15 protein-coding genes, 2 tRNA genes and 1 pseudogene are annotated in these 17,226 nt (G+C 68.7%); 8 read left to right on the top strand and 10 right to left on the bottom strand.

The window, feature by feature from the left end; all coding sequences use genetic code 11:
* Positions 1–122: 122 nt before the first annotated feature.
* Complete coding sequence (locus ACWDO5_RS31365; RefSeq protein ID WP_450533851.1) at positions 123–557, bottom strand: hypothetical protein; 435 nt, start codon at positions 555–557, stop codon at positions 123–125.
* Between ACWDO5_RS31365 and ACWDO5_RS31360 the strand changes: the two genes are divergently transcribed.
* Complete coding sequence (locus ACWDO5_RS31360; RefSeq protein WP_450533849.1) at positions 544–912, top strand: hypothetical protein; 369 nt, start codon at positions 544–546, stop codon at positions 910–912. The two genes, ACWDO5_RS31365 and ACWDO5_RS31360, sit on opposite strands and share 14 nt — an antisense overlap.
* A gap of 4 nt (positions 913–916) precedes the next feature.
* On the opposite strand, the gene ACWDO5_RS31355 is transcribed toward ACWDO5_RS31360, so the two are convergent.
* From ACWDO5_RS31355 to ACWDO5_RS31335, 5 genes are all read right to left on the bottom strand, one after another.
* Positions 917–1,642: a hypothetical protein gene (locus ACWDO5_RS31355; RefSeq protein ID WP_450533848.1), complete on the bottom strand. Its 726-nt coding sequence runs from the start codon at positions 1,640–1,642 to the stop codon at positions 917–919.
* A 19-nt stretch (positions 1,643–1,661) separates the two neighbouring features.
* Positions 1,662–2,006 (bottom strand): hypothetical protein, encoded by a 345-nt coding sequence (locus ACWDO5_RS31350; RefSeq protein ID WP_450533847.1) that lies wholly within the window; start codon positions 2,004–2,006, stop codon positions 1,662–1,664.
* Positions 2,007–2,326: 320 nt separating this feature from the next.
* Positions 2,327–3,286: a glycosyltransferase family 39 protein gene (locus ACWDO5_RS31345; RefSeq protein ID WP_450533846.1), complete on the bottom strand. Its 960-nt coding sequence runs from the start codon at positions 3,284–3,286 to the stop codon at positions 2,327–2,329.
* 604 nt (positions 3,287–3,890) lie between these two features.
* Positions 3,891–4,100 carry a hypothetical protein gene (locus tag ACWDO5_RS31340; protein ID WP_450533845.1) on the bottom strand — a complete coding sequence of 70 codons (210 nt, stop codon included), beginning with the start codon at positions 4,098–4,100 and terminating at the stop codon, positions 3,891–3,893.
* 11 nt (positions 4,101–4,111) lie between these two features.
* Positions 4,112–4,987 carry a bifunctional DNA primase/polymerase gene (locus ACWDO5_RS31335; protein WP_450533844.1) on the bottom strand — a complete coding sequence of 292 codons (876 nt, stop codon included), beginning with the start codon at positions 4,985–4,987 and terminating at the stop codon, positions 4,112–4,114.
* A 312-nt stretch (positions 4,988–5,299) separates the two neighbouring features.
* Between ACWDO5_RS31335 and ACWDO5_RS31330 the strand changes: the two genes are divergently transcribed.
* The 4 genes and pseudogenes from ACWDO5_RS31330 (at position 5,300) to ACWDO5_RS31315 (ending at position 8,848) form a co-directional block, all read left to right on the top strand.
* A complete protein-coding gene (locus ACWDO5_RS31330) occupies positions 5,300–5,602 on the top strand; it encodes a hypothetical protein (protein ID WP_450533843.1) in 303 nt (100 codons plus the stop codon).
* 215 nt (positions 5,603–5,817) lie between these two features.
* Positions 5,818–6,110, top strand: a pseudogene (locus tag ACWDO5_RS31325) (acyl-CoA dehydrogenase family protein); the annotation flags it as partial.
* A 333-nt stretch (positions 6,111–6,443) separates the two neighbouring features.
* The gene (locus ACWDO5_RS31320; RefSeq protein WP_450533842.1) at positions 6,444–7,025 is read left to right on the top strand and encodes a SigE family RNA polymerase sigma factor; all 582 of its coding nucleotides are present in this window, start codon (positions 6,444–6,446) and stop codon (positions 7,023–7,025) included.
* Between the two features lie 176 nt (positions 7,026–7,201).
* Complete coding sequence (locus tag ACWDO5_RS31315; RefSeq protein WP_450533841.1) at positions 7,202–8,848, top strand: long-chain fatty acid--CoA ligase; 1,647 nt, start codon at positions 7,202–7,204, stop codon at positions 8,846–8,848.
* Positions 8,849–8,953: 105 nt separating this feature from the next.
* Here ACWDO5_RS31315 and ACWDO5_RS31310 read toward each other — a convergent pair whose 3' ends face one another.
* Positions 8,954–12,781 (bottom strand): PAS domain-containing protein, encoded by a 3,828-nt coding sequence (locus tag ACWDO5_RS31310; RefSeq protein ID WP_450533840.1) that lies wholly within the window; start codon positions 12,779–12,781, stop codon positions 8,954–8,956.
* A gap of 169 nt (positions 12,782–12,950) precedes the next feature.
* The gene (locus ACWDO5_RS31305; protein ID WP_450533839.1) at positions 12,951–13,406 is read right to left on the bottom strand and encodes an SSI family serine proteinase inhibitor; all 456 of its coding nucleotides are present in this window, start codon (positions 13,404–13,406) and stop codon (positions 12,951–12,953) included.
* A gap of 247 nt (positions 13,407–13,653) precedes the next feature.
* Between ACWDO5_RS31305 and ACWDO5_RS31300 the strand changes: the two genes are divergently transcribed.
* Both ACWDO5_RS31300 and ACWDO5_RS31295 read left to right on the top strand, forming a co-directional pair.
* Positions 13,654–13,747: transfer RNA gene (locus ACWDO5_RS31300), tRNA-Ser, on the top strand.
* A 159-nt stretch (positions 13,748–13,906) separates the two neighbouring features.
* Positions 13,907–13,979, top strand: a tRNA-Arg gene (locus tag ACWDO5_RS31295).
* A 58-nt stretch (positions 13,980–14,037) separates the two neighbouring features.
* On the opposite strand, the gene ACWDO5_RS31290 is transcribed toward ACWDO5_RS31295, so the two are convergent.
* Complete coding sequence (locus ACWDO5_RS31290) at positions 14,038–14,304, bottom strand: tyrosine-type recombinase/integrase (RefSeq protein WP_450533853.1); 267 nt, start codon at positions 14,302–14,304, stop codon at positions 14,038–14,040.
* Between the two features lie 254 nt (positions 14,305–14,558).
* Positions 14,559–14,897, bottom strand: coding sequence for a hypothetical protein (locus ACWDO5_RS31285; RefSeq protein ID WP_450533837.1), 339 nt, complete (start codon positions 14,895–14,897; stop codon positions 14,559–14,561).
* Positions 14,898–15,464: 567 nt separating this feature from the next.
* On the opposite strand from ACWDO5_RS31285, the gene ACWDO5_RS31280 reads away from it, so the two are divergent.
* A complete protein-coding gene (locus ACWDO5_RS31280; RefSeq protein ID WP_450533852.1) occupies positions 15,465–17,030 on the top strand; it encodes a phospholipase C in 1,566 nt (521 codons plus the stop codon).
* The last annotated feature ends 196 nt before the right edge of the window (positions 17,031–17,226 follow it).

Here is a 17,226-nt window from a genome sequence, read left to right as displayed (position 1 = left end):
GCCCCTCGCACCCCGGGCCCCCCCGTTTTGCGGCTGTGCGCCCGTCGGGGGGGTCCCCCGGGGCCCCCCCCCCCCGGGCCCAACCCGAGCCGGCCACGGGCACCGGCGCTCTATCGCGGCGGCTACTCGTAGCCGAGGACCTTGAAGTCCTTGCTGACGAAAATGTGGTGCGGCCAGTTGACGCCGACGTTGTGAACCTCGTACTCGCCGCCGCTCAGCTCCACCACACGGTTGACGACGCCTCCGGGGACGACGGCCTGCGCGGCCTTCGTCGCCTTGTTCGCCGTCGTCCCGCTGACGATCGTCCCCTCTCCCTCGGTGTAGTCCGGGATCTCACCGACCGTCTTCGCCGGTGACGGCGTCCCCTGCTGGAAGGGGATCACCCCTGCCGCCTCGGCAGCCGCAGCTCCGCCGTCGCCCCCGGGTTGCACGATGACCTGCGTAGCCGTGATGGTCGCGCTGTCGACCGTCCCCAGGACGAGGACGCTTGCGCCCTTCTTCACGGCGCTCGCCGAGGCGCGGTGGGTTCCCTTCTCGTAGGTCGTGGAGGACGCCACGTCGACGGTCACCTCCACACCCATTGCCGTCGAAAAGGTGAAGCCCGACCTGGATGTGGTGTCGACGATGCCGGTCGCACCCCCGGCGGACGGCCCAGCCACGGGCCCGCCGCCGGCGGGCGGGGTGGGCGATGCGGTCGGTGAGGACGTGGCTGTGGCCGAAAGGGACGACGCGGACGACGAGTCCGCCGCGGCGGACGTGCCGGTCAGTCCGGCCACCGCACACGTCAGCCCGGCGGCCACGATCCATCCACCCTTTTTCTTCGACAGCAACCGCCGTACGCTCGGCCGGCGTGCTTGCACGGCCATGGTCGCCGGGGCTGACCCGGCCGGAGAGTGGCTTGTCGGGTCGTAGTCGTTCATGATGGCGTCCTCTCGCTTGGGCAACTACGCAGAGCCTGCTGGCCGTTCATATGAGGACGCCGTGGTTGACCTGTGATTACGCTGAGCCATCCGGTCAGCTCATTCGCGAGTGACTGCTGACCGCGCAGGATCTTGGCGTAGAAGCGGAACAGGACCGTGAGGCTGTGGCCGGCGCGCCGTGCCACTTCGACAGGGTCCGCGCCCGAGTTGATCCACAGGGAGACGCCGGCGCGCCGGAGCGAGTACGGAACGTCCGCGAGCGGCGTGGCAGCCTCCGCCTCGGACAGCGCCTTGCCGCGCGCCTTGTCCCAGGCTTCGCAGTACTCGGTGGATCTCACGCGCCCGTTGCGTGCTGCCCGGAAGAGTCGGCCATCTTCTGCGGTGCCGTACGCCTCGATGTGGTCGCGCAGCATCTTGGTGAGGGCCGGCGGAATGGGCACGGGCCTGGTGGCCCGTCGCGCCCTGCGCTTCAGCCCGCGCTGCTCGTGCGATGCGCCGTCGTCGGTCCACCCGGAGCCGACTTCCGGGCGGCTGCCCGCGAGGACCAACTCACCCCATCCCGATTCGGGAAGGCGGCAGTCTGCCTCTCGTAGGGCCGCGATCTCGGATGGGCGCATGGCCGCGTGGTAGAGGCAGCCGAAGAACGGGGCGAGGTGGGCGCCCCTGTCTCCCCGTTCACGGACGGCGGCGATGAGCGCGGCTGCCTGCTCGGGGTTGGGCACGTATCGGAAGTCGACCTCGTCATCCTTGGCCGGAGGGTCTCAGTCGACCCGAGCGCGGCGGGTTGACCGAGAGAATGTCCTTCTCGATCGCGTAGCGCATGGCGTTGCTCAGCACCATGCGCTTGCGGTTCACGGTGTTGTCGGCGGCAGGCTTCCCGTTGAGCTTGCGTGAGAGGGCGTCCAGTGCAGCCCGCAGACGTTCGGGCTTGGCGGCCTCGGTGACTTTGAGCGAGTGTTTGGTTAGCCCGGCGAGGGCAGCGACCACGTCCGCCGGCGGTTCTTCCGCGTCCGCGCGAGAGACGAACTCGCCATCAGTCTGCAGCTGGAACGACACGGACAACACGCAGTGGATAACCACGAACAAGAAGACCAGGGTCTACGCGACCGACTGCTACTTCAACATTTTCGATGTTGTTGTGCAGATGAAGTAGCAGGGTAATTCGGCGCCGAATAGCGACCTGATCTACGCGAAGGGGAGGGCCGAGAATCGCGGTTCTCGGCCCTCCCTGGTCTCGAAAGACGGTGGGTGTCTTGTCTCGATCGCCTGGCAAAATTTTAATTCGGGAAGCAGCCCTGCGTTCTCGAGTTGCCCGTCAGTCACCGGCTCAACACGGACAGGGCCAGCTGATAGAGGGCACTGGAAAAGTCCGATGAGGGGCGACGTGGTCCAGCCTTTGGCCGTTTCTACGGAGGGCCGGAACCGTTAAGCCAAAAAGCACCGTAAATAGCAGACGACGTGGTCATCAGCGCCAAGACGATGTACGTGTATACGGGCCGACTCTTAGTTAGCGTCAAGGCGATCGGAATCAGTATGGGGAAGGCCGGAAGCAGTAGTCGCGGTTTCGATCCAAAGTACCCAGAAGCTCCAATCGCCAGAATGGTAACAATGGCGGAGTAGAGGAGTACCGGGGCTGGTTGAAGCTGCTTCTTTCCTATGTAATGGGGCCAAGCTGCCAGCGCCAGCAGGACCAAGAGGGTAAGTGCAGCAACCCATTGATTGCCGGCGGCAATGAAGTGGGCGAATGCCCAACCGCCATCGAAACCATTGCCCCACTCATCTTGCACATCGAGGTAGGCGAGGATACTGCCCCTTTGGTCGCCAACCCAAAGAATGTATGAGGCGGCCCCCGCAGGAGCAATCAAGCAGGCAAGGTATGCCGCAAGCCGCTCATTCCGCGAGGAAAGACTCCTCTTTCGAAGGCTGTGCCAGACGGCGAAGAGCAAGGCTAGGGTAACTGCGAGGCCAACGGGTCGGGTCAAGCCGGCCATTGCGGCCAAAACTCCTGCGAGTATCCATCGCTTTCGCAGAATTGAGAAAAGTGCCCAGGCGGATACAGCAACGAAAAGGGATTCGCTGTACGCCATGGACTGGACGATTCCGACGGGCAAGGCCGCCCATAGCGCGACGCAGATTACGCCTGCTCTGTCTCCGTACGTGAAACGTGCGACGTGGAAGATCGCCCAGGCTGCGAGAATTGAAGAAATCGCACTGATAAGCAGTCCCGAGGCAGGTAAACTCAAATCCGTGGCCGCATGGACGCCTTCTTCTAGCCAAGGGAGAAGAGGGAAGAAGGCCATATTTGACAGGACTCGGCCATCGGGCGCACGCAAAGTGAAGTCATAGCCATACTCGGCTGCTCTCACATACCAGAGGGAATCCCATCTCTCGGAGAGAAGTACACGAGGACTTTTGCCTGTATGGGTGCACCAAATGACTAGGGAAACGACACCGAGTACCCTTATGAGCACAAACAGCGTGATAGCGAGAGCCGCGCCGCGACGCCGATACCAGGAGCCCAGGGGGGTTGAATCTGCCACCGCGCCACTGTTTTTTTCTTGACTAGTGGTCGCTGCGGCCGACATGGCGTTCTGATCCCTCCGGGAAATTCATCCTGCTGTATGCAGGCACCGACACTGCTAACTATGCAGAACCGAGCGGCAGCGTATCAAATATTGATCACACCGCGGGGGTGTGTGATCTCGGCCGTTCCATGCGGACGGGATGAACAAAGGTGTGATGGGTGGCAAAGCTCACTCGCAGCCTTCCGGGACCTGCCGTCTGAGCTTCCCGCACCTACCGTCTGTGGTGCTGAAGAGGCTGCCTGTCATGGAAGGGCAAGCCTTCAACAAGTTAGCGGTTGAAGAACCCGGTGAGCTGCTCCGAGTTTCGTAGAGGCTGGCTTGTTTCAGGCGGCGGTCGGGGTATTCAACGAACAGCATGAAATCGGACAGTCCGTCACCGTTCACGTCACTGGTGGCCATGACCGGCTGGTCGGCAGGCGAGGCGTACGGGAGCTTCTTGCGCGCCGAAGGCAGCCTTGCCGTTGCCGGGGTACAGCCACAGCGCCCGTGCCCCGTCGCGGGCCAGCAGGTCGGCCTTGCCGTCATCGGTCAGGTCGCCGGCGGCGACGAGGTCGCGCACGGTGTTCCAGCCGCTGCAGATCCTGGCTTCCCACACCCTTGCCCCCGTCAGCGGCCCCGGCCCGAGGTGAGCCGGTCGGCCGAGGCGATCGTCGCGCGGGCCTCGCGTTCGGTCAGGCCCGCGCGGACCGCCGCTTCGGTGAGGGCGTCCGCGAGGTCGTCGCCGAAGCCGTTCTCGTAGGCGCGGCAAGCCGCCCAGAACAGCCGGGTGTTGCGCTGGCCCGCGTGGGCCGCGAGGACGAACTGGACCAGGCCCTGGCCCTGGGGCGGACGGGAGGGGGCGGGGCGCGTGGGGTGGTGGGGGCGTGCGGGGGGTGTGATGAGGCGCAGGAGTGCGCGGGGGCATGGCGCGGGGGACAGCTCGGCCGTGCCGGGGACGAGCCGGTACGCGCCATGGACGCTCACCGACCCGGGGCCGACGAGATAGCCGCCGGCGCCGCGGACGTCGATGCCGGCGGCGAGCCGGCTCGCGGAGTTCGGGACGACGACGTCGGGCGGGCCGGTCAGCCAGATGTGGCGGCCGCCGCTCGGGGTGAGGACGGTGACCGTCTCCGGGATCGTGAACAGATGGCGCAGGGCCAGGTCTTGCAGCGCGGTCACGGAGTCGGTCGAGGACTTGGTGTCGAGGTCGATGCCGATCAGATGGTGCGGCGGCCGGCCGCAGGCGATGCCGTAGCCGGTGGCCCAGGGGGCGGCGGCGAACAGGGCGCGGATCCCGGCCGGGTCGGTGGTGGCGTCGTGGACGCCATGGCCCGGCAGGCCGCATTCACCGCGGCACAGGACCGGCTCGGGGTCGCCCCGGTGGGGTGAGCGCAGGGCTGGCAGCTTGGTGGGGGACAGGGGGATGACGGGGAGCCCGCGCTCGGCGGCGGAGAGAGCGTGGGCGAGGGCCAGGGTGGCGGTCTGCCGGTCGGTGGTGGCCATGGCTCCATTCTCGTACAAGTGTTCGAAGAAGGGAAGAGGAAAAGATTGGCCGAAAGCGTGCTGAAACGGTTCACCCCTTGTCCTGGTCGATCTTTGCGGTGTGCATCGGGCTGAACTGGGGCTCTGCGGGCGTGAAGGAGGTTTATCGACATGTCATCACGCTTGAGGGCGAATTGGGTGCTCCAGGGTGGTTCGCCAGGGATTCGGTGGGCAACTCTGATCTCGCGACGTCGTGACCACGATCCGGGGCGGTCGGCCAACTGCCTTGGAACAAGCCGTACTTCTGCAGTTCCGGTTCATGGAGGAAATGACATGGCAAGCATCCGCACCGCCCGCGCCATCGCCGCTGTCGCTGCCCTGCCCCTCGCTGCCGCCCTCTTCTCGGGTGTTGCGCAGGCCGACAACGGCGCCTTCGCGGACGACGGATCGAACGCGACGGTGGCCTCGGTGCTCAGCGGCATCGGCGGCGACAACTGGGGCAACTCGACCACCACCCAGCAGGTGGCAAGCGGCGCCGGTGCGTCCAACCAGAACAACACCGCCAGTGTGAACGGCTCCCGCTTCACCGCGATCGACCAGTCCAACACGGTGGTGAACTTCACGAGTCTGTGGTGACGACCGGCCCGATGGGGGGTTCGACCAAGGGGTGAACAACTGCCTGCGCGGCGGTACTTCGGTGCCGCCGCGCAGGCGGTTTTGCGTTGTGGCTGTCTGCTGCGGTTGTGCGTGCCGCTGTGCGCGATGGCCGCGTCCGGCGCCGACCTTGACGGCGGGTGCGTATATGACAGACAGTCAGAAATCCTGATCCGTACGCCCGGGAGGCAGCCCCCGTGCACCTCGCCCCGACGGAGCGGCAGCAACTGCTGCGCGCCGAACTGCGCTCGTACCTCCGAGATGTGATGCCGGACGGACCGCCACCCGCCGACGACCCGACGCGGCAGCGCCGGCTGCTGCGACGGATCGGCGCGGACGGGCTGCGGCCTCGGCCGGCCCATTGAGTACGGAGGCCAGGGGCGGGGCCCCGACGAGCAGTTCGTCTTCTTCGATGAGGCGTACCGGGCGGGTGCCCCCGTCTCCATGGTGACGCTGAACACCGTAGGTCCGACCCTGCTGCGCGGTACCTCGGCGAACCAGATACCGGGCGCGGCCAGGACACTGGTCACGGTCGGCACCGGCGTCCCCACCTCCGGGCTGATCCTGGGCGCTGACGGGTGAGCAGCCGCGGTGGCCGTATCCGTGTCGGTGGACGTATCGGTATCCCCGACGGTGACCGTGGCCGTGTCCCCGTTGCCCTGTTAACGGTGACCGCGGTGGTGTCCGCTGCCCTGTCCGACCCTGAGGGTCTCCTCCACCTTCAGGAGGTGAGGGCAACCCCACCCGTACAACCTGAGGCGGACAACGCTTCGGGACTTGGGGCCGATCCGCGACAGTACTGCCCACTCCTAGCGTGGAACCCATGACCACGCCAGTCTGCACAAGCGCTTCGAAGGCCGCCGCGCCGGTGCCCTCGTACGCGCCGACCGCGCGCTATACGCCCTGCGCTCCCTATTCGTCGTTTTCGTCGTATGTACGGGCGCGGGGGCCCGTACTGCTGCGTACCGCCCGCTCGCTCACCGCGAACCCGAGCGACGCCGAGGACCTGCTGCAGACCGCGCTCGCGAAGACGTATGTCGCGTGGGAGCGGATCGAGGACCACCGGGCGCTCGACGGCTATGTCCGCCGTGCCCTGCTGAACACCCGTACCTCGCAGTGGCGCAAGCGGAAGGTGGACGAGTTCGCCTGCGACGAGCTGCCCGAGCCGGAGATGGTGCCCGCGCCGGACCCGGCCGAGCAGCAGGTGCTGCACGATGCGATGTGGCGCGCCGTGATGAAGCTGCCGGACCGGCAGCGGGCGATGGTCGTGCTGCGCTACTACGAGGATCTCAGCGAGGCCCAGACGGCCGAGGTGCTCGGAGTGTCGGTCGGTACGGTCAAGAGCGCGGTGTCCCGGGCGCTCGGCAAGCTGCGGGAGGACCCTGAGCTGTCGCCCGTGTGCTGATCCGGTCCGGCCCCGTGTGCTGATCCGGTCCGCCCTCGTGCGCTGATGTGGGTCCGGTCCCGTCCGCCCATGTGCAGCGAATCCTTACCCCCGGGTAGTGACATACCAAGCGGTACGTGAGCAGAATCTTCACACCCTTACTGCCACGTAGCGCTAGCGCCCACCGGGAGGACGCCGTGCTGAGCACCATGCAGGACGTACCGCTGACTGTGACCCGCATCCTTCAGCATGGGATGACGATCCACGGAAAGTCGCAGATCACCACCTGGACAGGTGAGGCCGAGCCGCAGCGCCGCACCTTCGCGGAGGTCGGGGAGCGTGCGACCCGACTGGCCAACGCCCTGCGCGACGAGCTCGGGATCGACGGCGACCAGCGCGTCGCCACCCTGATGTGGAACAACGCCGAGCATGTCGAGGCGTACTTCGCGATCCCCTCCATGGGCGCCGTACTGCACACCCTCAACCTCCGCCTCCCCGCGGAGCAACTGGTGTGGATCGTCAACCACGCCGCCGACCGCGCTGTCATCGTCAACGGCTCGTTGCTCCCGCTGCTCGCGCCGCTGCTGCCGCATCTTCCGACGATCGAGCACATCGTCGTGTCCGGCCCGGGCGACCGCGGACTCCTCGCCGACGCCCAGGCGCGGGTGTACGAGTACGAGGAGCTGATCGCCGACCGCCCGACCAGCTACGACTGGCCGGAGCTGGACGAGCGCACCGGCGCGGCCATGTGTTACACCTCCGGCACCACCGGCGACCCCAAGGGCGTGGTCTTCTCCCACCGCTCCATCTATCTCCACTCCATGCAGGTCAACATGGCCGAGTCGATGGGGCTGACGGACCGCGACACGACCCTCGTCGTCGTCCCGCAGTTCCACGTCAACGCCTGGGGCCTGCCGCACGCCACGTTCATGACCGGCATCAACATGCTGATGCCCGACCGCTTCCTGCAGCCCGCGCCGCTCGCCGACATGATCGAGCGCGAGAAGCCCTCGCACGCCGCGGCCGTCCCCACGATCTGGCAGGGCCTGCTGGCCGAAGTCACCGCGAACCCCCGGGACCTGAGCTCCATGAAGCAGGTCACCATCGGCGGCTCTGCCTGCCCGTCGGCGCTGATGGAGGCGTACGACAAGCTGGGAGTGCGGCTGTGCCACGCCTGGGGCATGACGGAAACCTCGCCGCTCGGCACGATGGCGCACCCGCCGGCGGGGTTGAGCGCGGAGGGGGAGTGGCCGTACCGCATCACCCAGGGCCGTTTCCCGGCGGGCGTCGAGGCCCGTCTGGCCGGCCCCGGCGGCGAGATCCTGCCGTGGGACGGCGCGTCGGCCGGTGAGCTGGAGGTGCGCGGCACCTGGATCGCCGGCGCGTACTACGGCGGCGCGGGCGGCGACGACTTCAAGCCCGAGGACAAGTTCAGCGAGGACGGCTGGCTGAAGACCGGCGACGTCGGCGTGATCAGCCCCGACGGTTTTCTGACGCTGACCGACCGCGCGAAGGACGTCATCAAGTCCGGCGGCGAATGGATCTCCAGCGTTGAGCTGGAGAACGCGCTGATGGCCCACCCGGAGGTCGCGGAGGCGGCGGTGGTCGCGGTCCCGGACGACAAGTGGGGCGAGCGGCCGCTGGCGACGGTGGTGCTGAAGGAGGGTTCGACCGCGGACTACGAGACGCTGAAGGCCTTCCTCGCCGAGAAGATCGCGAAGTGGCAGCTGCCGGAGCGGTGGGCGGTGATTCCGGCGGTGCCGAAGACGAGCGTGGGCAAGTTTGACAAAAAGGTAATCCGCAAGCGCTACGCGGACGGCGAGCTGGACGTCACGCAGCTGTAGTACGTGCAGCTGTAGTGCGTGCAGCTGTAGTACGTGCAGCTGTAGTGCGTGCAGCTGTAGTACGTGCGGCCAGGGGCGGCAGTGACAACTGCCGCCCCTGGCCGATCAGTTGGTCCCGATCTTCGCCAGCAGGTCGACGATACGGGCCTGGACCTCGTTGCTAGTGGAGCGTTCCGCCAGGAAGAGCACCGTCTCTCCCGACGAGAGGCGAGGCAGTTCCGCGCGGTTGAGGCCCGCCGAGGTGTAGACGACCAGCGGGGTGCGGTTCAGCTGACCGTTCGCGCGCAGCCAGTCGATGATCCCGGCCCTGCGGCGGCGCACCTGCATCAGGTCCATCACCACCAGGTTCGGCCGCATCTGGGCGGCGAGCGTGACCGCGTCCGTGTCCGCGCTTGCGCGAGCGACCTGCATGCCGCGGCGTTCCAGGGTCGCCGACAGCGCGAGCGCGATCTCCTCGTGCTCCTCGATCAACAGCACGCGCGAGGGGTGCTGTTCGCTGTCGCGCGGGGCCAGCGCCTTGAGGAGTACGGCCGGATCCGCGCCGTACGCTGCCTCCCGCGTCGCCTGCCCCAGACCTGCCGTCACCAGCACCGGGACCTCAGCGGCCACCGCGGCCTGGCGAAGCGACTGCAGCGCGGTCCGGGTGATGGGGCCGGTCAGCGGATCGACGAAGAGCGCCGCCGGGAAGGCTGCGATCTGCGCGTCGACCTCCTCGCGCGAGTGCACGACCACCGGGCGGTAGCCGCGGTCGCTCAGTGCCTGCTGCGTGGAGACGTCGGGCGCGGGCCAGACCAGCAGCCGGCGCGGGTTGTCCAGCGGCTCCGGGGGCAGTTCGTCGTCGACGGGCTGCGGCTGTGGCCGGTTTGCCACCTCGACCGCGCCGCCCGGGCCGTCGAGCGGCTCGGGGCCCTCCGCGCCCTCGTCGGGCGCTCCGATCACGTAGGCCCGGCCCTCGGACCGGTCGGCCGGCAGCCGCGACCCGGTCTGAGCCGGAGCCTGCGGGTGCGGCCGGGCGGCGGCCTCGGGCCGCTCGCCCTCCGGGGGCGTGGCCAGCTTGCGGCGACGGCCGGAGGCGAGCGTCTGGTTCTGCTGCTGGGCGATCTGCTGCGAGAACGGCACGCCCTGTCCGAGCGTGCGCACGCTGAACGCGCGCCCCTGCGTGGAGTCTGCCGGAGCCGGAGCCTCGGCGGGCAGTGGCTGGGCGGCGCGCGGCGTGGCCGATGGCCCGTCGGCGCCGGGCTGCGGCAAGGGCGGCGTCTGCGGCTGCTGCGGCGTCTGCGGCTCCGGCAGGGATACGGAGCCGGTGGCCTGGACCGTCTCCCCGGTGCTCGCGGCGGGGGCGGCCTCGTCGACAGTCGCTGTGTGCTGACCGGTCGAGCCGTCAGAGGCGAGCGCCGCGAGACTGGTGCCCGAGGTGCCTGCCTTCGCCCACTCGGGCGGCGTCTGCGGCTGCGCGTCGGGCTGCGCGGGCCGCGCGTCGGGTGTCTCGGCGGGCAGCGGCTGCGCCTCCTTGCCGCCGCGGCGGCGGCCCTTCGGTACGGGATGCGGCCGTGGCTGTGTGTGGCGATCGGCGTCCGGCTCGGTAGGTACGGCGTCGTGCCGGCCCGGCAGCGAGGCATCCGACTCACCCGCCGTCGGCAAGATCCGGTCGGCCTCGGCCGGCGGCAGCGCGAACGCCGTGCGCCCTGACTCCACCTCGGCCGGCGCGGTCGCCAGCGCCCGCCTGGCCCGCCGCCCGGCGGGCGCAGCCGGAGCCGGACCCGCAGCCGGAGCCGCACCCGGACCCGGAGCAGCGGAGAGCTCGGGCAGCCCGCCCTCCGCGCCGCGCCTCGCGCGCCGCCCCGAGGGGCCCGTTCCATGTGGTTCGACGGGCACGCCCTGCGGCGGCACCGTCTCGCCGAGCGCCGGGCGCCCGGTAGACGCCGCGCCCTCCGCGGCCGTCACCACCGAGCCCTCGGCGGGCCGGATGCCGCCCGCGGCAACCGCGACGGCCTGCTCGGCGGGGCTCGGCCGGCCGCGCCGCCGCCCGGTCCCGCCGTTTCCGCCTCCGCCGTTTGCGCCGTTGGCGGGACCACTCCCCTCGCCCGAATCCTGGGCCGGGATCAGGTCCTGCTGCGGTTCCTGCCCCTGCGCCCGGCGCCGCCCCGTCGGCTGCGCGGCCACCGGGTCCTCCATGGCCACCGGGCTCTCCAGGAAGGCATCCGTGGATGCCCGCCGCGCGCGCCGTCGTCCGCGCCCGCCGGGCGTGCCCGTCTGCTGTTCCGGCAGCGCGAGCGCACCGCTCTGCTGCGGAGCCGGAGCGGGAGGCGTCACAGTCCCCGAGCCCTCGCCGAGCGGCACCTCCAGGACGTACGCGCTGCCGCTCATCCCCGGCACCTCATGCGTCTGCAGCACCCCGCCGTGCGCCCGTACGATCCCGCGCACGATCGGCTCGTGCACCGGGTCTCCCCCGGCGAACGGCCCCCGCACCTCGATCCGTACGACGTCACCGCGCTGCGCCGCCGCCACCACGACGGTCGAGTCCACATACCCACCGCCCGGAACCACTCGGGCCTTGCCGGTCGAGTCGACGCCGGCGACGTCGGCGACCAGATGCGCGAGCGCCGTCGCCAGCCGCCCCGCGTCCACCTCGGCCTCTATCGGCGGCGCGTGCACCGCGAACTGCGCCCGCCCCGGGCCGATCAGCTCGATCGCGCCCTCTACGCCCGCCGCCACGATCCCGTCGAGCAGTGCGTTCGCCTTGTTCAGCCCCTCCGTGCCGGTGTCGAGCCGCTGGAAGCCCAGCACATTGTCGACAAGCGTCGTCATCCGGGCATATCCGGCGGCCAGATGGTGCAGGATCTGGTTGGCCTCGGGCCACAGCTGGCCTGCCGGGTCGGCGGCCAGCGTCCCCAGTTCGGCGCGGAGTTCCTCCAGCGGCCCCCGCAGCGACTCGCCGAGGACGGCGGTCAGCTGGGTGTGCCGGGCGGCCAGTTCCTCGTACCGGTCTGCGCGCGCCTCGATCTCGGCGGAGTACCGCTCCGACTTGTCCGCCATCTCGGCCGTGAGCCGCTCGGTGGTCTCGGCCAGCTCGGCCGTGAGCCGCTCGGTCGTCCGGGTGAGCTCCGCCGCGTGCTGCTCCGCCAGCTCCTCGTACGGACGCCGGTCGGTGAAGGTCATCACCGCGCCGACGAGCTGGTCCCCGTCCCGTACCGGCGCGGTCGTCAGATCGACGGCCACCTTCGAGCCGTTCTTCGCCCACAGCACCTGTCCGCGCACCCGGTGCTTGCGGCCGGACTTGAGGGTGTCCGCGAGCGGTGATTCCTCGTACGGGAAGGGCTCGCCGTCCGCGCGCGAGTGCAGGATCAGCGGATGCAGCTCCTGACCGCCCAGGTCGCTCGCCCGGAACCCGAGGATCTGCGCGGCCGCCGGATTGACCAGCACGACCCGACCGTCCGTGTCCGTTCCAACGACACCCTCGGACGCGGCCCGCAGAATCATCTCGGTCTGCCGCTGCGAACGCGCCAGCTCCGCTTCCGTGTCCACGGTGCCGGAGAGATCCCGGACGACGAGCATCAGCAGCTCGTCCCCGGTGTAGCCGGTGTACGAGTCGTACGCCTCGCGCCCGTTCTCCAGGCTCGCGCTGGTCACCTCGACCGGGAACTCGCTGCCGTCCGTACGCCGCGCGACCATCCGGGCCGGCTTGGTGCGCCCCCGCTCGTCCGCCGCCTCGGGCCGTCGCATGGAGCCCGGGATCAGCCGGGAGTCGAACGAGGGCAGCAGATCGAGCAGCCCGCGTCCGACGAGGGCGGTGCCGGGCGTCTCGAAGAGTTCGAGAGCGATGGTGTTGGCGTTGACGACCGTGCCGTTGCAGTTGACGAGCACGAGCCCGTCCGGAAGGGCGTCGAGTATGGCTGCGAGGCGAGCAGCGCCTCGGGATGGCCTGCTGCTCACAACGACGGTTCCTCCCTGACCTACTGCATGGTGCGGACGGCCGGTCCCATCTTGCCCCTCGGGCCCCAGCGTGTCACTGGAGGGAGTCTAAAGGCAGCGGATGTGCGAGGGACGGCGGATGGGGGGGAGCTCTCACCAAGGTTGTGTGCACATGGCGTACGCCATGTGCCTATGACCTGGTGTTCGGCAGTACGGGCTCCATGGTCCGCCAGCGTGAGATTTCGCAGCCGTTGGTCCGGCTGAAGGTGGCGTCCACGCGCTGCCCGTGCCAGGTGCCGGTGATGTGCGCGGTTTCGGGACCGCCCATCTGCTGGGTGCACATCTGGTCCTCCGGCACTGGTGCGAACGGGTCCATTCCGTCCCGCGCCAGCTGTTCCAGCCGGTCGCAGGCGGCCTGCGCGGAGGGGTGGGTCCCGCCGGTGGGGCCGCACTCGAGCTGGTACAGCTCGGGGGTCCGCGCCCCGGTCTCGGAGACGGTCATGGTCAGCTGGTCCGCGGACGGAGACGACAGCAGCGGCATCGGAAGGGGCAGTGACGGCCGCAGGGGCGAGGCCCCGGCGGCAGGCACGGCGGCGACCAGCGCGGCGACGGAGGCGGTTGCGGTGAGGACGATGCGGCGCAGCATGGGAGCTCCTGGAGCTGAAGTGATCACGAGTCCTTCAGGGGCCGCGAGGCCCCGGCATCTCTAACGCTCCTTGAGCCCCGGCGTTGCGCAACCGGAAATATGTTCTCCGGGGGACCGCCCCCGGGCCCCGGGCACCCGGGACTTTGCTCTGCGGCCCGCGTGCCTAGTACCGTGGGCAGCGATTGGTGACACCCCGCTGGGCTGTGTCATCATCTGCACGCACCACTCGCGCCCACGCGGGTGTGCTGGAGGCGTCGCCTAGTCCGGTCTATGGCGCCGCACTGCTAATGCGGTTTGGGTCTTAAAGCCCATCGAGGGTTCAAATCCCTCCGCCTCCGCCAGTTGATCACCGAAGCCCCTGCCAATGGCGGGGGCTTCGGTCGTTTCGGCGGTGTTTTCGCAGGTCAGATCGGGTGCGCTTAACGGATTTCACCTCACGGCGCGGGTCATGTAATGTTGTTCCCGCAACGCCGACCAGGCACAAAAGCCCGGAACGCCAAGCACTCGTAGCTTAACGGATAGAGCATCTGACTACGGATCAGAAGGTTGCAGGTTCGAATCCTGCCGAGTGCACACAGCTCAGAAGCCTCCTGGGATAATCCCGGGAGGCTTCTGACATCAGCGGGTGACATCAACGTCCCCGCCGACGGACTCCGGCTGCGGCATCCGACCCGGCGTCCTCCCCGTCAATCTCGTCCGGCTCGTCTACTCCAAGCGCGTCGTCCATTCGCTCGGCAGCCGCGCGCAGCGTCGTCTGCATCACGTGCGCGTAGGTGTCGAGGGTCATGGTGATCGTGCTGTGTCCGAGCGTTTCCATGATCGTGCGAGCGTCGACACCTTGGGCGAGGAGCAGCGAGGCGCACGTGTGCCGGAGATCGTGCACCCGGACGCGCCGCACCTTGGCGTCCCGGCAGAGGGTGCGCGCGGAGCGCGTCCACACATCGCTCGGGCAGAGAAACGGTCCGGATGGACAGGGCGGTCTTCGGCGTGCCGAACAGCCCCAGCCCGAGGGCCCCGGCGAGCAGTGCCGCGAGCAGTCGGCGCTGCTGGAACCGGGCGGCGGACCGACACAGGGCCTTGCGCGCCTTCCTGCGGGCGGGTGCCTTGCGCACCGAGGCGCGCTGCCCGGCGACCAGCCCGGCCGCCCGCTGGTCACTTGCCCCGCCCGCCCAGCGCACCGCCGGGCTTCCCGCCCGTGATCTTGGCAGTGCTGGTCTTGCTCAAGGTGGGACGCTGCTGGGGCACCCGGCCGGCCAAGGCGCGGCGGGCACTCGCGCCGTTGGCCGCCTTGCTACGGTCGCCAGTGTTCCGCCGCTGGTCGCGGCGGTTGCGCGTGGCGGCCGTGGCTCCGAGCACGACCGCCCCCGTGGCGGCGAGCGCGACGGCGGCCGGTCCGCCGACCAGCGCGGCAGCAGCGAGCAGGGACGCGGTGGTGTTCGTGCCCGTGACAGCGAGGGGAACGACCGGCCAACCGCCGTGAGAGTGGTCCAACTCGGCAGCAACCGCAGCGCGGTTGGGGCCGGGCGGCTGCTGCGGCGGGCTATCCGGTGCAGCCTCGGGGGCCGCTACCGGAGTGAGCTCCTGCCGCTCACTCGCGCGCCGTTCGGAGGCCTCGCGTTCACGGCGTTCACGGTCGCGCTCAAGCTATTCACGCTCGCGTTCACGGCGTTCACGAGCCTCCCGCTCGGTCCGCTCGCCTTCCTCGCGCCGTGCTGCCTCTTCCCGTTCGGTCTGTTACTACGAGGACGTCGGCTTTCAACTGGTACGCATCGCTGATCTTCCCCACTGCAGGTCAGGGGCGCTCTGTCAACGGCGAACCAGCACCTTTTGAGTGTGGAGTCAGTGATAGTCGACCAACTACGCGGCCTTGCCTGCGCATGCGTCCAAGTTGAAGTCGGCCCGCTGCGACCATACCAAACCTTGATCATTTTTTTTGCCCTTAATGTGCCCATATTCATCCCAGAGGCCTCTGGTGCCTGCAGTCTTCCCGTCGAAGCGCGCGCCGCAGACCCGTGTCGCGCGATGGTGAAAGGACAAGGCTTCGTGAGGACAAAGCACATGTGGGCCGCGGCCGCGGCCGCGGCGCTGACCGCTGCGAGCGTGGTCGGAACGGCTGCGGCCTCGCCGAAGGCCGACACGCACGGCCACGCGGCGTCGACCGCGACCCCGATCCAGCACTTGGTGGTGATCTACCAGGAGAACGTCTCCTTCGACCACTACTTCGGGACGTACCCGTTCGCGGCCAACACGGACGGTACGAAGTTCGTGGCCGCGCCGAACACGCCCTCGGTCAACGGACTCTCCTCGGCGCTGCTGCAGCACAACCCGAACGCGGCCAACCCGCAGCGACTGTCGTCGTCCCAGGCCATCACCTGCGACCAGAACCACAACTACGGCGCGGAGCAGAAGGCGGCCGACGGCGGCCTGATGGACATGTTCGTCCAGTACGCGAACAAAGACACATGCGCGCCCCCGGCCGTGTCGGTGCCGAACGTGGGCATGGACTACTACGACGGCAACACCGTCACGGGGCTGTGGAACTACGCACAGCACTTCGCGATGAGCGACAACTCGTTCAGCACCACCTTCGGCCCGTCCACCCCGGGCGTGCTGAACCTGGTGTCCGGCCAGACCCACGGCGGCTACGCGGTTACCCCCAGCGGTCAGAAGGTCAACGACCCCTCCGTGGTCTCTTCCCCCGACGCCAACGGCGTCGGCACGGTCATCAACGACCCCGACCCGGCGTTCGACGACTGCGCGAACTCCAGCAATCACCTGGCCATGACCGGCCCGAACATCGGTGACCTGCTCAACAAGCAGAACGTCACCTGGGGCTGGTTCCAGGGCGGCTTCCAGCCCACCTCGACGAACACCGGCAAGTCGGTCTGCGGCTCCACCCACACGAACATAGGCGGGACGAAGGTCACCGACTACAGCCCGCACCACAACCCGTTCGAGTACTACCAGTCGACGTCGAACCCGCACCACCTGCCGCCGACCTCGGTGCCCGCGATCGGCCACACCGACCAGGCCAACCACCAGTACGACCTGACGAACTTCAACTCGGCGCTGCAGGCGGGCAACCTGCCGGCGGTCAGCTTCCTCAAGGCGGCGTCCTACCAGGACGGCCACGCGGGTTACTCCAACCCGATCGACGAGCAGAAGTTCCTGGCCACCACGGTCAACGCACTGCAGAAGTCGAAGGACTGGAAGTCCACCGCGGTCGTCATCGCCTACGACGACTCCGACGGCTGGTACGACCACGTCATGCCCCCCATCGTGAACGCCTCGCACGATGCGACCGCCAGCGGTGACGCGCTCAACGGCGCCGGCGTGTGCGGCAGCGGCACTCCGATGGGTGGTTACCAGAACCGGTGCGGCTACGGCCCACGGCAGCCCCTGCTGGTGATTTCCCCGTTCGCGAAGACCAACTACGTGGACCACTCCATCACTGACCAGACCTCGATCCTCAAGTTCATCGAGGACAACTGGGGCACTGGTCGGATCGGCAACAGTTCGTTCGACCAGCTCGCAGGCTCCCTGAACAACATGCTCGACTTCAAGGGTCGTCCCGCTGCGCCACTGTTCCTCGACCCGGCCAGCGGCCAGCCCAAGCACTCCTGATCTGTCGGTGAGCGACGAGCCGTGAAACCCACAGGGCGGCCAGGGAACAACTCCCTGGCTGCCTTGCGGGTCTGTCCAATGAACGGCTCTGACAAAACTTTCGTTTGCGCCGTGAGGCGCTGTTGGTTCGAGTGGAGGTGTAAGACCTGCACCAACCCGCTGTCGCAGCAGTGGGGTTGAAGCTGAGGGCAGCCTG

It is taken from the genome of Streptomyces sp. NPDC000880, assembly GCF_053599675.1.
This window is presented reverse-complemented; position numbering and strand designations above follow the sequence as displayed.

Coding starts and splice junctions, on each gene's coding strand:
- ACWDO5_RS31335 (WP_450533844.1), bottom strand. CDS start 4,987: ATGGCCACCACCGACCGGCAGACCGCCACCCTGGCCCTCGCCCACGCT.
- ACWDO5_RS31330 (WP_450533843.1), top strand. CDS start 5,300: ATGGCAAGCATCCGCACCGCCCGCGCCATCGCCGCTGTCGCTGCCCTG.
- ACWDO5_RS31320 (WP_450533842.1), top strand. CDS start 6,444: ATGACCACGCCAGTCTGCACAAGCGCTTCGAAGGCCGCCGCGCCGGTG.
- ACWDO5_RS31305 (WP_450533839.1), bottom strand. CDS start 13,406: ATGCTGCGCCGCATCGTCCTCACCGCAACCGCCTCCGTCGCCGCGCTG.
- ACWDO5_RS31280 (WP_450533852.1), top strand. CDS start 15,465: ATGTGGGCCGCGGCCGCGGCCGCGGCGCTGACCGCTGCGAGCGTGGTC.